Here is a 15,399-nt window from a genome sequence, read left to right as displayed (position 1 = left end):
CCACAAAGGGTTCTGCAAAAACCCGAGACAAAAAAACGCCCCGTGCGAAAAATCGGACACGGGGCGACGCGTTATTACCGCGAGACGGTTCAGGAATTCTGTCAACGCAAGGTCGGATGCGGCCCTGAGAGGTAGTCCAGCAAACGGAACAGGGTCGGCGCCAGGCCACTGCAATGGGGAATGCCGGCGCGGATCGCCTGGTCATCCTCGACGGTATCCGGCCGGGCCTGGTGTTCGGCATTCAGCCAGGCCTTGGGCCGGGCCTGGAGCAGCGCCTCGATACTGTGCCAATCACTCTGCATCAGGCACTGCAGGGCAATGGCCCGTTCCTGCCAGATAAACCCCTGGTTGGCGCAGGCCGCCGAGCGATACAGCGGCAACGCGCCCTTGGGCAGCTCGAAGCTCTCACCGTGCCAATGAAAAGCCATCAGCCGTTCCGGCAATGCCAGGCCCAGGGGCGAATCCTGGGCATGGGGGTATTTTTCCACCGGCCACCAGCCGATCTCCCGCGATGCGCTGGTGTGCACTTCAGCCCCCAGCGCCTGGGCCAGCAGTTGGCCGCCCAGGCCAATGCCCAATACCCGCTTGCCCGCGGACAGCGCCTTTCTGATCAAGCGCTTTTCGGCGCCCAGCCAGGGAATCTGTGGTTCATCGTGAACGCTCATCGGCCCGCCCAGGGCGATCAGCAAATCGAAACTGTCGAGCCGCGGGATTCGCGCCTGGGCATAGAGATGGCAGATGTGCACGGCACTGGCACGTTCCAGCAGCCATTGGCTGATACGGCCCGGGCCGGCGGCCGGGGAATGTTGCAGAATCAGCACCCGCATCAGACCGCCACTCCCTTGCGACACTGCAATTGCGCCGTGCGCACCCGAGAAAACGCACGCGCCAGGCGCAGCAACATTTCATCGATATTGGCCTTGCTCACCGTCAGCGCCGGGGTGAAGCGCAGGCAGTCAGGCTGGGGCGCGCTGAGCAGCAAGCCTTCGTGACGCGCGGCCTTGACCAGCGCCTGGGCCGAGTCGTCGGACAGGCTCAGGCCCCAGAACAACCCGTGCCCACGCAGCGCGCCCTGGGCGTGACGATGGGCCAGGCGCGCCAGGCCTTCGCGCAGGTACTGGCCGGTGTCGCGAACCTGTTCGAGAAAACCGTGCTCCAGCACGGTGTCGAGGACCGCCAGCCCGGCCGCACTCATCAACGCGTTACCGTGATGGGTGCCATCGAGTTCGCCCACCTCGAAACAGCAGGCCTTGCCCCGCGCCAGCAACGCCGCCAACGGCACGCCACCCCCCAGGCCCTTGCCGAGCACGGTGATGTCGGCGCGGACACCGTAGACCTGCTCCGCAAGCAATGTCCCGCAACGCCCGATGCCGGTCTGCACTTCATCGAGAATCAGCAGGATGCCCAGCTCACGACACAGCCGCTCGACGCCCTTGAGGTAATGCTCGGTGGCGGGAATCACCCCAGCCTCGCCCTGAATCGGTTCCAGCATGATCGCCACGGTGTGCGCGTCCACCGCGGCATGCAGCGCCGGCAGGTCATTGAACGGCACATGGCTGAAACCTGGCAGCCGGGGTTCGAAGCGGTTGCTCTGGTTCGGGCTGGCCGAGGCCGACATCGCCGCAAACCCGCGACCGTGGCAGCTGTTGCTGGCGGTGATGATCTGCGCCGCGCCGCCGCGATGCAGTTGACCCCACTTGCGCGCCAGCTTGATCGCCGCCTCGCAGGCTTCGCTGCCACTGCCCAGGAGGTACGCCTGGTCACTGCCGGTGCTCAGGCATAGGCGTTCGGCGAGCTTGAGCATGCTGCGGTTGTAAAAACCCGAGCCGGGGTTGATCAGCGATTGCGCCTGGGCGGCCAGCGCCGTGACCAGGGCCGATGGGCTGTGGCCCAGGCTGTTGGCGGCCGCGCCCTGGGTGAAGTCCAGGTAGGCGCGGTCTTCGTTATCCCAGAGCCAGGAACCCTGCCCCCGTACAAACACCGGTTGCGGCCGCTGCACGCTGGGCATCAGGCGCTCGCTGCTGCGCTCGTCAGCGTTGGCGGGCAGGCAGAAATCAGCGGCCAGGTCGTCGAGGCTGGCCGGCTTGCGCCGCAGATTGAACAGATTCATGCGCGCAGCCCTTCCAGCGGCAGGCCGAGCAACCGTGAAGACCAGTCTTCGACGCGGCCGGTGCGCATACGTTTGATTGCAATATCGCGCCAGCGCGAAGCGAGCGCCGGGCAGTCCACCAGTTTTTTCAAGCCGGCATGCTCCAGAGGTTCCTGATAAAAACAACGCAGGGCCCAGGCCACGGTCAGGCCGGGATAGCTGCGCTGGATCAGCTCGAACGGCTGGTCGGCGCTGACGAACCCCGGCTTGAGCACCCGGTAGAACCAGCCGCAGCGGCCATTGTCCTGGGCCTGTTGCGGCAGGCTCGGGATGCCCCAGCGGTGGCTCAGGCGATAGCAGGGGGAACGGGGCTGGCTGATCTGCAGCAAGGCGCCGCCCCAGCGAAACATGTCGCCCAGGCACACCTGCTCTTCCGTCAGGCCATGGGTGGAGAGGTTTTCGCCAAAGGCCGGGGCGCACCAGTCGATCTGTGGATAACGCTTGCGCCAATAGGCGTAGTGCTCGGCAGGGTAATGATGCAGGGCACGCTCGGGGCCGGTATGAAAGCGCGGATCACCGTGCTCATCGCTGCCCAGGCCTTGCGGCCATAACCAGAGTCGATTTGCAACCGGGTGTTTATCCGTGTCGCTGATCAAACCCTGGCCGAGGTTTTTTGCCTTGCCTATGTAAACGCCCTCCACATAAACCGTATTCATCGCGCTCTCTGGCCCTGTAAGCCTTGTGAATAGGGGTTAGACTAGGCTTCTTGGCGGCACTCGGCCATTTCGATTTTCCAGCATTTTTGATAAGTAAAACTTATGGATTTCAAGCAACTGCGTTATTTCGTCGCGGTCTATGAAGAAGGCCACGTGGGCCGGGCCGCGGAACGTCTTTCCATCTCCCAGCCGGCGCTCTCGCAGCAGATCCGGCAACTGGAACAGAACCTCGATGTCAGCCTGTTCGAGCGCAGCAGCAAGCGCCTGTTGCCGACCCTTGCCGCGCACACGCTGTATAACCATGCCCTGCCGCTGCTCGATGGCATGCAACGGGCGCGCGAGGCCCTGGGCAACTTTCGCGGCCAGGCCTTGCGGACCCTGGCCATCGGCGTGTTGCAGACCGTGCACACCAGCCTGGTGCCGCAAATGCTTGAGCGGGTGCGCAAGGCACAGCCCCATCTGGTGGTGCAGATCTATGAATTGACCGGCCTGGAAATCGAGCGCCGCCTGCTCAATGGCGCGCTGGACATCGGCATCAGCTACCTGCCGCCGCGCCAGGCCGGATTGCACGGCGTGTCACTGTATGAAGATGAACTGACCCTGGTCATCCCCGCCGACCACCCGCTGCGCGAATTCAAGAAAGTGTCCATCAGCCAGGCGGCCGAGTTGCCGATGCTGCTGCTTGGCGAGGAGTTTCAGGTGCGGCAGATCTGGCAGGCGCAACTGGCCAGCCTCGGGCGCCGCCCGCAAGTGCAGGCCGAGTTGAACAATATGGCGGGGATTCTCGATAGCCTGCCCCATACCCGCCTGGCGACGGTGCTGCCGGGGCGCTCACGCCAGGAACACGGCAATAAGGATCTGCTCTGGAAACCGCTGAGCGAACCCAGGGTGCCGCTGAAAGTGGGGTTGGTGTGTCGCGACGTGCAGCGTCAGCAAGGCACATTGGAGCTGCTGCGCAGCCTGCTGGAAGACGTGATGAATGGCCCGCAAGGACGCTTGCCCGGATCCGCCGCCCTGGATGGGCTGGGCTGAAGAGCCCGAAACAAAAAACCGGGCAAAAGAAAACCCCGCCGAAGCGGGGTTTTGCAGACTGTTTCCCTGACATCCTTTTCACTCCGCCATCCTGGCAGAATCCTACGTGTCCGTGTTTTGCTTTTGCGCTTCCTGCGCGACGTCCATGTGAAGTAGATTAGCTCTGGATCCAATCTGTCGGTAGACGTAAACAGCAGCACGCAATGTAAGAGAATGCTTACATTGCGTCCTCAGCCTCAGAACTGCGCAGCGTCCAGCAGGAACAGTGATTCACTGCCCGCCTTGACCGACGCGCTCAACGAGTGAATCCGCGGCAACAGGCGAGCGAAGTAGAAACGCGCGGTGCCCAGTTTGCTGGCGTAGAAGTCTTCCTGCCCCTCCTTGCCCAGTGCGGCCTTGGCCATCAACGCCCACATGTAGGCATAGGCCGTGTAACCAAACGCTTGCAAATACTCGACCGAGGCCGCGCCGATTTCGTTGGGGTTGCTCTTTGCCCGATCCAGCAGCCAGGCCGTCAGGTCGTCGAGCACAGCCACGGCGTCATTCAACGGCTTAGTGAATTCCCCCAGGTCGCTGCTGGCGGTCGCGGTGAAATGGCGGATCTCATCGGCGAACAACTGATAGAACGCACCGCCGTTGCCGACAATCTTGCGCCCTACCAGGTCCAGCGCCTGAATGCCGTTGGTGCCTTCGTAAATCTGAGTGATGCGCACATCCCGCACCAGTTGCTCCTGGCCCCACTCGCGAATGTAGCCGTGACCGCCGAAAATCTGCTGCCCGTGCACCGTGGTTTCCAGGCCCAGATCGGTAAGGAACGCCTTGGCCACCGGGGTCAGCAAGGCCACCAGGTCTTCGGCGCGTTTGCGCGTGGCGGGCTCTTCGCTGAACTTGGCGGTGTCCAGTTGCATCGCCACATAGGTCGAGAACGCCCGGCCGCCTTCGTTCGAGGCTTTCATGGTCAACAGCATGCGGCGCACGTCGGGGTGGACGATGATCGGGTCGGCCACTTTGTCCTTGGCTTGCGGGCCGGTTGGCGAACGGCTTTGCAGGCGATCGCGGGCGTACTCGACGGCGTTCTGGTAGGAACGCTCACCCGAGGCCAGGCCCTGGATACCGACCCCCAGGCGCTCGTAGTTCATCATGGTGAACATCGCCGCCAGGCCTTTGTTCGGCTCGCCCACGATGTAGCCGACTGCCTCGTCGAAGTTCATGACACAGGTGGCCGAGGCCTGGATGCCCATCTTGTGTTCGATCGAACCGCAGGTCACCGGGTTGCGCGCGCCCAGGCTGCCGTCGGCATTGACCATGAACTTGGGCACCAGGAACAACGAGATACCCTTGGGCCCGGCCGGTGCGTCCGGCAGCTTGGCCAGCACCAGGTGGATGATGTTTTCGGTCAGGTCGTGCTCACCGCCGGTGATAAAGATCTTGGTCCCGCTGACCCTGTAGGAACTGTCCGCCTGCGGCTCGGCCTTGGTGCGGATAATGCCCAGGTCGGTGCCGGCATGGGGTTCGGTCAGGCACATGGACCCGGCCCAGACACCGGCGTACATGTTCGGCAGGTAGGTCTCTTTCAGTTCTTCGCTGGCGTGGGCGTTGATCGACAGGCAAGCCCCGGCGGTCAGCATCGGGTACAGGCCAAACGACAGGCTGGCGGAGTTGACCATTTCCTCGACCTGGGCCGACACCGCCTTGGGCATGCCCATGCCGCCATAGGCGGGGTCGCCGCCGACGCCAACCCAGCCGCCCTCGGCATAGGTCTGGTAGGCCTGGGTGAACCCCTGGGGCGTGGTCACCGCGCCATTGCTCCAGTGGCAACCTTCTTCGTCAGCGCTACGGCTCAGCGGGGCAATGCTTTTGCCAGTGACTTTGCCGGCTTCCTCAAGAATGGCCTCGACGGTTTGCGCATCGACCGTTTCGGCCAGCGCAGGCAGCTCGGCCCAGAGTTTGGCGACCTCGAAAACTTCATTGAGGACGAAGCGCATATCGCGCAGGGGCGCTTTGTAGTCAGCCATGGCAAACCTCGCAAGATCTAAACAAGAGGGCCGAAACAGGCCCCAATAACGAAAACCGAAGTGTAACCTAACAACTTTTGTGACACATAGGGTCAACTAGTGACCTTTTTGTTAATTTTAGTCACGCGCAATTCCGGGCATGATAAAGCCCGCACCAGGCGGGCTTTCAACGGCTTGATTGATCAGGTTAAAGCGCGAACAACTCCGCTGGCAGCTGCATCAGGCAGTCGCTGCCGGCTTCCACCGCCGCCCGATGAGTTGCAGTACGCGGCAGCAGACGCTTGAAGTAAAACTCACAGGTCGCAAGCTTGGCCGTGCAGTAATCCCGGTCACCCTCGCCGGCCTCGAGCTGCGCCTGAGCCACCAGGGCCATGCGCAACCAGAGGTAGCCGAGAATGATGTAGCCGCTGTACATCAGGTAATCCAGGGCGGCGGCCCCCACTTCATCGGGATTCTTCAGCGCCGCCATGCCCACCTGGGTGGTCAGTGTGCCCCACTCCTGATTCAGGCCATTGAGCTGGGCAACATAGGCCTTGAGCTGCGGGTGCTCGCCCTGGGCCTGGCAGAACTTGTGCACGATCTTGGTGAACCCCTGCAGCAGCTTGCCCTGGCTGCCAAGGACCTTGCGCCCCAGCAGGTCCAGGGCCTGGATGCCGTTGGTGCCTTCATAAATAGGGGCGATACGGCAATCGCGAACCAGTTGCTCCATGCCCCATTCGCGGATAAACCCGTGGCCGCCAAACACCTGCATGCCGTGGTTGGTCACTTCCAGCCCGGTCTCGGTCATGAACGCCTTGCAGATCGGGGTAAGGAAGGCCAGCAGATTCTCGGCCTCCTGGCGCTGCTCCGGGTCCGCGCCGAGGTGGGCCACGTCCAGCAGTTGCGCGGTGAAATAGGTCAGCGCCCGGTTGCCTTCGTTGAAGGCCTTCATGGTCAGCAACATGCGCCGCACGTCCGGGTGGACGATGATCGGGTCCGCCGCCTTGTCCGGGGCCTTGGGCCCGGTCAGCGAGCGCATCTGCAGGCGGTCGTTGGCGTACTTGATCGCACCCTGGAAGCTCGCCTCGCCCAGGCACAAGCCCTGCATCCCGGTGCCCAGGCGCGCATGGTTCATCATGGTGAACATGCAGTTCAGGCCCTTATTGGCCTCGCCGATCAGATAACCCCTGGCCCCATCGAAGTTGAGCACACAGGTGGCCGACGCCTTGATGCCCATCTTGTGCTCGATGGAGCCACAGCTGACCCCATTGCGCTCGCCTGCCTCGCCTTGGGCGTCAGGCACGAACTTGGGCACGATGAACAGCGAAATGCCCTTGGTCCCCGCCGGCGCGTCCGGCAGCTTGGCGAGCACCAGGTGGATGATGTTGTCACTCAAATCATGCTCGCCGGCGGAGATGAAAATCTTGCTCCCGGAGACCGCATAACTGCCATCGGCCTGGGGCACGGCGCGGGTCTTGATGATGCCCAGGTCGGTGCCGCAATGGGCTTCGGTCAGGCACATGGTGCCGGTCCACTGGCCGCTGGTGAGTTTGCTCAGGTAGGTGGCTTTCTGCTCGCTGGAGCCGTGGGCGTGGATCGCCGACATCGCGCCGTGGGTCAGCCCCGGGTACATGCCCCAGGACGTATTGCTGGAACCGACCATCTCGCTGATGACCAGCCCCAGGGACTGCGGCAAGCCCTGGCCGCCGTAGCTCGGGTCCGCCGCCAGGCCGTGCCAGCCGCCTTCGACGTACTGCGCGAAGGCCTGCTTGAAGCCCTTGGGGGTGGTGACCACGCCATTTTCGAAGTGGCAGCCTTCCTCGTCCCCGGAGCGGTTCAACGGCGCGAGTACGTTCTCGCAGAACCTCGCCCCCTCTTCGAGGATCGCGTCGACCATGTCCGGGCTGGCGTCGGTCGCGCCCAGGGCCGCGTAGTTGGCGTGGAAGTCGAACACATGGTCGATCAGAAAGCGCATGTCGCGCAGCGGGGCTTTGTACTCAGGCATGGTCGTGTCTCCGGCAGCAGATAACCCACGCTACTGCTGCCCACCAGGCCTGCCAATCACAGTCCAGACGCTGAATGCGCCATCATCACTCAACCCGCAGCGCTGTCCATGCGCACCGCGCCACGGCGGTTCTGACCGAAGGCGATAACACAGTTACGGCCGGCGCCCTTGGCGTTGTACAGGGCCTGGTCGGCGGACTTGAGCACCTCTTCCGGGGAGCGATGCTCCACCAGGCGTTCGGCCACACCGATGCTGACCGTCACCGACACACTGGAGGCACCGGCGCCCGCTCGGCGCTGGCGACCTTGATGATCGTCCTGGGGCCGGCTGTCCTGGTTGCGCAACTGGATGTTGTAGCTGGCAATCGACTCACGGATCACCTCCAGGTGCGGCATGCATTCCTCCAGGGTCTTGCCGGCGAACACCAGGGCGAACTCCTCGCCGCCATAGCGGTAGGCGCGCCCGCCGCCACTGATTTTCGACAGTTTGCTGGCCACCAGGCGCAGCACCTGGTCGCCGACATCGTGGCCGTGGGTGTCGTTGAATTTCTTGAAGTGGTCGACGTCGCTCATCGCCAACACATAGTTGCGACCCAGGCGCTGCATGCGCTCGTTCAAGGCGCGGCGCCCCGGCAGGCCCGTCAGCTCATCGCGGAACGCCATCTGGTACGCCTCATGGGCCACCGCAGCGGCGATCATCAGCATCACCTGGCTGCACATGATGTTCAGGGTGAACGGCAGGATGAAGGTCTTGGGCAGCATCCAGAACAGCCCGAGCAAGCCCACCAGTTGCGCCGCGTGCAGCGGCCGTGGATTGCGCCAGTACTGCACCGCCAGCAACAGGAACGCTGCCAGGAACACGGGGTAGGACAGCTGGATCAGGCTCATCCAGGCGCCATGCAGCGCCGGCCAGCGGATTTCCGCCAGCCAGTTCAACAGCGCCTGTGGGTAACTTTGCTCAAAGCCCAGGGCCACGCTGCCAAACGCCAGCAGCACGGCAAACCGCGCCACCATGTCCTGGAACAGGTGGGTGCGTTCCTGCCAAGCGGCAAACAGCCCGAACAGCAGCGGCAACAACAGGCACACCAAGTGAAAGACCACCGCCGCGTCCTCACGGACCTTGCCGTTGTCGCGGTAGTAGTCGGTCTGGGTATCGAGCAGAAAGTAGGCGATGTACACCGTGACCATCAGGAACAGCTCGCGCTGGCGTCGATAAACCGCGCAATAAGCGCCGCCGAGCAGCAGCACCAAGGTCGGCAGGACGTTGAACAGCGAGGTGAAGAAGACGTTGAGATCCTTGACGTAGGCAGCCGCGAGCCCCGCAAGCAACAGCAGCAAAGACGGTAAAAAGTGACTGAAACGTACAGCAGAAGAACGCGGCAAGGGTAAAGCTCCGACGCGGCTAATCAGTAGGTGGCATTGTGCCTGCATTGCACGCAGTTAAGCACAATCAATGTGACAGACATCACATTGCCACCTCTTTAACGGCAGGCAAGACATTCTTCTTAGCGTTTTAGTCAGGAATTTTATTGGCAAGTCGCCAGGCATAAAAAAGCCGCTTTCCCCGAAGGAAAAGCGGCCTTTTAATTGACGCCGGTAAGGCTTAGTAGCCCAGGCCGAAGTCTTCTTCTTTCATGTCCATCAGGTTGTTGGCGCCCGACAGCATGGTGGCCACATGAGTGCGGGTACGCGGCAGGATGCGCTGGAAGTAGAAGCGCGCAGTCTGCAGCTTGGCGGTGTAGAACGCCTCTTCGCTGGTGCCGGCAGCCAGTTTCTCGGCAGCCAGGCGCGCCATGTCGGCCCAGAAGTAAGCCAGGCAGGCGTAACCGGAGTACATCAGGTAGTCCACCGAGGCGGCGCCCACTTCTTCACGGTCTTTCATGGCGGCCATACCGACCTTCATGGTCAGCTCGCCCCACTCTTTGTTCAGCGCAGCCAGCGGTGCGACAAACTCTTTGACAGCCTCGTTGCCTTCGTTGGTCTGGCAGAACTTGTGGACGATCTTGGTGAAGCCCTTCAGCGCTTCGCCTTGAGTCATCAACACTTTACGGCCCAGCAGGTCGAGGGCCTGGATACCGGTGGTGCCTTCGTACAGCATGGAAATGCGGCTGTCGCGAACGTTCTGCTCCATGCCCCACTCGGCGATGAAGCCGTGACCGCCGTAGATCTGTACGCCGTGGTTGGCGGACTCGAAGCCGACTTCAGTCATGAAGGCCTTGGCGATTGGCGTCATGAACGCCAGCAGCGCGTCGGCTTTCTTCTTCTCTTCTTCGTCCACACCGTATTTGACGATGTCGACCTGTTTGGCGGTGAAGTAGACCATTGCCCGGTTGCCTTCGGCGAACGCCTTCATGGTCAACAGCATACGGCGTACGTCAGGGTGCACGATGATCGGGTCGGCGGCCTTGTCCGGCGCTTTCGGGCCAGTCAGGGAGCGCATTTGCAGGCGATCGCGAGCGTATTTCAGGCCGCCCTGGAAACCGATCTCGGCGTGGGCCAAACCTTGCAGGGCGGTGCCCAGGCGCGCGGTGTTCATAAAGGTGAACATGCAGTTCAGGCCTTTGTTCGCCGGGCCGATCAGGAAACCGGTGGCCGCGTCGAAGTTCATCACGCAGGTGGCGTTACCGTGGATGCCCATCTTGTGTTCCAGGGAACCACAGCTCACGGCGTTGCGTGCGCCAATCGAACCGTCGGCGTTGGGCAGGAACTTGGGAACGATAAACAGCGAGATGCCTTTGGTGCCCGCTGGGGCATCCGGCAGGCGGGCCAGAACGATATGGACGATGTTGTCGGCCATGTCGTGTTCACCGGCCGAGATGAAGATCTTGGTGCCGGAGACTTTGTAGGAGCCGTCGGCCTGAGGTTCGGCCTTGGTGCGCAGCATGCCCAGGTCGGTGCCGCAGTGCGGTTCGGTCAGGCACATGGTGCCGGTCCATTCGCCGGAGACCAGCTTGGTCAGGTAAGCGTCTTGCTGTTCAGGCGTACCGTGCTCGGAGATGGTGTTCATCGCACCATGGGACAGGCCTGGGTACATGCCCCACGACCAGTTGGACTCGCCCACCATTTCACTCACGGCCAGACCCAGGGACTCCGGCAGGCCTTGGCCACCGTGCTCTACGTCATGCGCCAGGCTTGGCCAGCCGCCTTCGACAAATTGTTTGTAGGCTTCTTTGAAGCCAGTCGGGGTTTTAACGCCGGACTCGCTCCAGGTGCAGCCTTCGATGTCACCCACGCGGTTCAGCGGAGCCAGCACCTGCTCACAAAACTTGGCGCCTTCTTCGAGAATGGCGTCAACCATGTCCGGAGTGGCGTCTGCGCACGCCGGAAGGCTCTGATAGTGCGCTTCGTAGCCGAGCAGTTCGTCACGAACGAAGCGAATATCACGCAAGGGGGCCTTGTAGTCAGGCATAGCGATAAACCTCTGCTGATGTAACCGGGAATGAACAACCGCGTGGATTTATTATGGCGGTCAAACAGTTGTTTGAAACATACGTTTACGCCTAATTCTTGTCAAGCACCGCGCAACCGCCATTCGTCATCACGCCGCTGAACGCCGCGCAGGCAAAGGCCGGCGGCGAATGCCACGAAAAATGTCAGGCCACGAATGAAGTAGCGACGCAGGCAGGCAGCGCTTGAAAGACAGGAAGGGAGAAGCGGCGCAGTCTGGCCCGCCCCTTCTGAAGGAGCAGGCCGGCGCGGGGATCAGGCGTAGGTATCGATCAATGTACCGAGCATTTCATCGCTGGCCTTGGCGATTTTCACACCCAGTTCGGCCTGGACCTTGCCCATGGACATCTCGACCATGCTCGACTCCAGATCCGACTGCTGGCTGCGGTCCACCGAACGCAAGCGGTCGACCTGGACGTCGGAAGACTGGCTGGTGACGGAGCGCTCGATGGTGGTATTGGCGATCTGGCTGGCGGCCTGATCGACACGGTTCTGCCCGGTCTGAATGCTGCTCAGACCCGCGTAGAAAGCGGTATTCCCTGAAATTTCCATGGGAGGACTCGACCTGATTAAGGATGAACGACGCTCATTGAAGCAGACCCGTCAAAAAAACACCCGTCAAAAACACTAATGGCCATCTGCCCTGTCATAGGCAAAATCTAGTCCAGCAGGTCCAGCTGCAAGTGTTCGGCCACCGCCTGGGCGCTGAGAGGCTTGAGCTTGGGCACTCGACCCAGGCACGGGGCCGGCAGGCGTTCAGCCAGGGTGGCGAGGTTTTCCTCCAGACGGGAGGTCTTGGGATCGATGATATTGGCCACCCAGCCGGCCAGTTGCAGCCCGTCCCGGGCGATGGCTTCGGCGGTCAGCAGCGCATGGCTGATGCAACCCAGCCGCACCCCCACCACCAGAATCACCGGCAGGTCCAGGGCCATGGCCAGGTCCGACAGGTTGTCCTGGTCAGCCAGGGGCACACGCCAGCCGCCCGCGCCTTCGATCAGGGTGAAATCGGCGCCCCGGGCCAGGATCTGGCGCATGGGCAGCAGCAATGACTGCACCGTCAAGGCCACCCCCGCCTCGCGCGCCGCCAGATGGGGGGCGATGGCCGGTTCGAACGCCACCGGGTTGACCTCGGCATAGTCCAGGGCCAGGGAGCACTCCGCCATCAGCGCCAGGGCGTCCGCATTGCGCAGGCCCTTAGGCGTCACTTCACAGCCGGAGGCCACCGGCTTGCCGGCCGCCGTACTCAACCCCGCCAGGCGCGCCGCATGCAGCAGCCCGGCGGCGATGGTGGTCTTGCCGACATCGGTATCGGTTCCGGTGATGAAATAGGCAGGGCTCATTGCGGCTTCTCCAACACGGCGTACACCGCCTGATAGGTCGCGGGCAGACCCTGAGGCTGACGAAAGCCCTCATAAGCGTCGATCAGGCCCATGATCCGGGCGCGTCCGGTCAAGCCGCCGGGGCGTCCGGGGTTCAGATTATGCGCGCCCAGGGCTTTCAACTCATGGGTCAGGCTGCGCACGTCCGGATAATGCAGCACATGGGGCCGGGATTGCAGGCTCAAAATCCGCAGGCCACTGGCCGCGCACAGCTGTTGATAAGTGCCCAGCTCGCGGAACCGATTGACGTGCACCATGCCATCCACCTGCCGCCAGCTGTCACGCAGCTCCTGCAAGGTCCCGACACACAGGCTGGCAAACGCCAGCACACCACCGGGGCGCAGCACCCGGTGCGCCTCTCGCAGTACCGAGGCAAAATCCGCACACCACTGCACCGCCAGGCTGGAGAACAGCAGATCGCAGCTGTCTGAACGCAACGGCAGGCGTTCGGCATCCCCGGCAATAAAATACTGCGCGCCCCCCAGGGGCCGTGCGTGATCGAGCATGCCTTCGGCGATATCCAGCGCCAGCCCCTGGGCCCCAGGGAAACGCTCGGCCAGGGCCCGGGTGAAATACCCGGTACCGCAGCCTATATCCAGCCAGCGGGCGAACGACCGCTCGGGCGGCAAGCGCCGCAGCAGCTCATAGCCCACCGCCCGTTGCAGATCGGCGACGCTGTCGTAACTGGCGGCGGCACGGGAAAAGGACGCCGCGACCTGGCGCTTGTCCGGCAAGCCGCCGGGTAATGGGGGAAGGGACAGATCAGTCATCACCGGACTCATGCAAAAAGGCCTGGATCGCCCCCGCCACTCCGTGGGGGTCTTCCAGAAGAAACGCGTGGCTGGCCTGTTCAATCAGGCCAATTTCGACATCGGGCAATAACGCCAGCAACTCGCTGGCGGCTTCTGCCGGCACCAGCGCGTCGAGCCCGGCAAACAGATGCAACTGCGGGCCACGAAACGCCTGTAACGCGTCCCGGGTATCCAACTGCGCCAGCAACTCCAGCCCGGCCATCAACACCGCCGGCGGGGTATTCGGCGCACCACCCAGCAGCAGGCGCGACAGGCCGCGCGGGTCCTCGGCACCCTGGGCACAGAGCAGGCCGAAACGCTTGAGGGTCAGGCGCGAGTCGGCGTTGCAGCCGGCCAGAAAGGCATCGAAGGTTTCCCCGGCCATGGCGCTCGCCCACTCGCCGTGGGCGACAAAGCTCGGGTTGCTGGCCAGGGTCAGCAAGCCGCAGCAGCGATCGCCACGGCGCGCCGCCAGCTCACTGGCCAGCATCCCGCCCAGCGACCAGCCGCCGAGCCAGGCGTTGTCCGGCAAATCCGCGTCGAGTTCATCGAGCCAATCCCCCAGGTCGCTGGACTCCAGCTCCGGCAACGGCTCGATCTCTACCTTCAGGTGCTGGTCCAGGCCCTGCAACGCCGCCGCCAGCGGCTCCAGCGGGGAAATGCCCAGGCCCCAGCCCGGCAGCAGAATCAGTCGATCACGCATGGCTTGGCTCCGGTCCCAGTTCGCTAAAACAATCCGCCAGTGCGTTTAACAATAGCTGGACCTGGGCTTCGCTGTGGGCTGCGGACAAGGTCACACGCAAGCGCGCACTGCCCGCAGGCACGGTTGGCGGGCGGATGGCCGTGACCATCAGGCCGCGTTCGCGGAGCATCTGCGACAGGCGAATGGCCCGCCCGCTGTCGCCAATCATGATCGGCTGGATCGGGGTAAAACTGTCCATTAACGCCAGGCCGATCTGCTCGGCGCCACGCCGGAACTGGCGGATCAGGCCATTGAGGTGCTCGCGCCGCCAGTGCTCGCTGCGCAGCAGTTCCAGGCTTTTCAAGGTCGCGCAGGCCAGCGCCGGGGGTTGGCTGGTGGTGTAGATGTAGGGCCGGGCAAACTGGATCAGGCTTTCGATCAGCTCTTCGCTGCCGGCGACAAAGGCCCCGGCGGTGCCGAACGCCTTGCCCAGGGTGCCGACCAGCACCGGCACGTCGTCCTGGCTCAGGCCGAAGTGCTCGACAATCCCGCCGCCATTGGCCCCCAGCGGGCCGAAACCATGGGCGTCATCCACCATCAACCAGGCGCCCTTGGCCCGGGTTTCGCGGGCCAGGGCCGGCAGGTCGGCCAGGTCGCCGTCCATGCTGAACACGCCGTCGGTGACCACCAGGGTATTGCCGGTGGCTTTTTCCAGGCGTTTGGCCAGGCTGACCGCATCGTTGTGCAGATACCGATTGAAACGCGCCCCGGACAACAGGCCGGCATCCAGCAGGGACGCGTGGTTGAGACGGTCTTCCAGCACCGTGTCGCCCTGCCCCACCAGGGCCGTGACCGCCCCCAGGTTGGCCATGTAGCCGGTGGTGAACAGCAGCGCTCGCGGGCGCCCGGTCAGGTCGGCCAGGGCTTCTTCGAGTGCGTGGTGCGGGCCGCTGTGGCCGATCACCAGGTGCGAGGCGCCACCGCCCACGCCCCACCGCGAAGCGCCGGCGCGCCAGGCTTCGATGACTTGCGGGTGGTTGGCCAGGCCCAGGTAGTCGTTGTTGCAGAACGCCAGCAAAGGCTGGCCATCGACCACCACTTCAGGCCCCTGGGGGCTTTCCAGCAGGGGGCGGTGGCGATAGAGGTTTTCGGCACGGCGGGCAGCGAGGCGCGCGGCGAGATCAAAAGACATGCAGGCCTCGGTGATCAAAAGATGATCTGTAGCCGCGGCCCCAGGCTGCGACAGGCGCGCAGAACCTCGACGG

At 63.3% G+C, this 15,399-nt stretch carries 13 protein-coding genes; 1 reads left to right on the top strand and 12 read right to left on the bottom strand.

All coding sequences use genetic code 11. The annotated features are described in order from the left end of the window. Window positions 1-101: 101 nt before the first annotated feature. The 3 genes from CF161_RS04730 to CF161_RS04720 are packed head-to-tail and all read right to left on the bottom strand — an operon-like array spanning window position 102 to window position 2,805. Window positions 102-827 (bottom strand): type 1 glutamine amidotransferase, encoded by a 726-nt coding sequence (locus tag CF161_RS04730; protein WP_020295424.1) that lies wholly within the window; start codon window positions 825-827, stop codon window positions 102-104. Beyond that, window positions 827-2,110, bottom strand: coding sequence for an aspartate aminotransferase family protein (locus tag CF161_RS04725; protein ID WP_020295423.1), 1,284 nt, complete (start codon window positions 2,108-2,110; stop codon window positions 827-829). Before CF161_RS04725 ends, CF161_RS04730 begins: the two co-directional genes overlap by 1 nt. Further along, the gene (locus tag CF161_RS04720; RefSeq protein ID WP_020295422.1) at window positions 2,107-2,805 is read right to left on the bottom strand and encodes an MOSC domain-containing protein; all 699 of its coding nucleotides are present in this window, start codon (window positions 2,803-2,805) and stop codon (window positions 2,107-2,109) included. Before CF161_RS04720 ends, CF161_RS04725 begins: the two co-directional genes overlap by 4 nt. A 102-nt stretch (window positions 2,806-2,907) precedes the next feature. On the opposite strand from CF161_RS04720, the gene CF161_RS04715 reads away from it, so the two are divergent. After that, window positions 2,908-3,837, top strand: a complete 930-nt coding sequence (locus CF161_RS04715) for a LysR family transcriptional regulator (RefSeq protein WP_020295421.1) — start codon at window positions 2,908-2,910, stop codon at window positions 3,835-3,837. A 236-nt stretch (window positions 3,838-4,073) separates the two neighbouring features. Here CF161_RS04715 and CF161_RS04710 read toward each other — a convergent pair whose 3' ends face one another. The 9 genes from CF161_RS04710 to bioF all read right to left on the bottom strand — a co-directional run bounded on the left by CF161_RS04710 (window position 4,074) and on the right by bioF (window position 15,326). Beyond that, window positions 4,074-5,852 (bottom strand): acyl-CoA dehydrogenase C-terminal domain-containing protein, encoded by a 1,779-nt coding sequence (locus CF161_RS04710; protein WP_020295420.1) that lies wholly within the window; start codon window positions 5,850-5,852, stop codon window positions 4,074-4,076. 187 nt (window positions 5,853-6,039) lie between these two features. Continuing rightward, window positions 6,040-7,836 carry an acyl-CoA dehydrogenase C-terminal domain-containing protein gene (locus CF161_RS04705; RefSeq protein WP_020295419.1) on the bottom strand — a complete coding sequence of 599 codons (1,797 nt, stop codon included), beginning with the start codon at window positions 7,834-7,836 and terminating at the stop codon, window positions 6,040-6,042. Window positions 7,837-7,925: 89 nt separating this feature from the next. Then, entirely contained in the window at window positions 7,926-9,218 is a 1,293-nt protein-coding gene (locus tag CF161_RS04700; protein ID WP_043228644.1) for a GGDEF domain-containing protein, read from the bottom strand. A 220-nt stretch (window positions 9,219-9,438) separates the two neighbouring features. After that, window positions 9,439-11,244 carry a phenylacyl-CoA dehydrogenase gene (locus tag CF161_RS04695; RefSeq protein WP_020295417.1) on the bottom strand — a complete coding sequence of 602 codons (1,806 nt, stop codon included), beginning with the start codon at window positions 11,242-11,244 and terminating at the stop codon, window positions 9,439-9,441. A 293-nt stretch (window positions 11,245-11,537) separates the two neighbouring features. Continuing rightward, window positions 11,538-11,834 (bottom strand): hypothetical protein, encoded by a 297-nt coding sequence (locus CF161_RS04690; protein ID WP_020295416.1) that lies wholly within the window; start codon window positions 11,832-11,834, stop codon window positions 11,538-11,540. Between the two features lie 107 nt (window positions 11,835-11,941). Next, the gene (gene bioD, locus CF161_RS04685) at window positions 11,942-12,622 is read right to left on the bottom strand and encodes a dethiobiotin synthase (protein ID WP_020295415.1); all 681 of its coding nucleotides are present in this window, start codon (window positions 12,620-12,622) and stop codon (window positions 11,942-11,944) included. Continuing rightward, window positions 12,619-13,431, bottom strand: a complete 813-nt coding sequence (gene bioC / locus CF161_RS04680; RefSeq protein ID WP_020295414.1) for a malonyl-ACP O-methyltransferase BioC — start codon at window positions 13,429-13,431, stop codon at window positions 12,619-12,621. Before bioC ends, bioD begins: the two co-directional genes overlap by 4 nt. Next, window positions 13,424-14,155, bottom strand: coding sequence for an alpha/beta fold hydrolase (locus tag CF161_RS04675; protein ID WP_020295413.1), 732 nt, complete (start codon window positions 14,153-14,155; stop codon window positions 13,424-13,426). The genes bioC and CF161_RS04675 overlap by 8 nt, the downstream gene beginning before the upstream one ends. After that, window positions 14,148-15,326 (bottom strand): 8-amino-7-oxononanoate synthase, encoded by a 1,179-nt coding sequence (gene bioF, locus CF161_RS04670; protein ID WP_020295412.1) that lies wholly within the window; start codon window positions 15,324-15,326, stop codon window positions 14,148-14,150. Before bioF ends, CF161_RS04675 begins: the two co-directional genes overlap by 8 nt. Window positions 15,327-15,399: the final 73 nt, after the last annotated feature.

This window comes from Pseudomonas sp. CF161 (genome assembly GCF_000416215.1).
Classification (GTDB): domain Bacteria; phylum Pseudomonadota; class Gammaproteobacteria; order Pseudomonadales; family Pseudomonadaceae; genus Aquipseudomonas.
The sequence above is the reverse complement of the archived record's forward strand: the minus strand, read 5'-3'. Positions and strand labels throughout refer to the sequence as shown.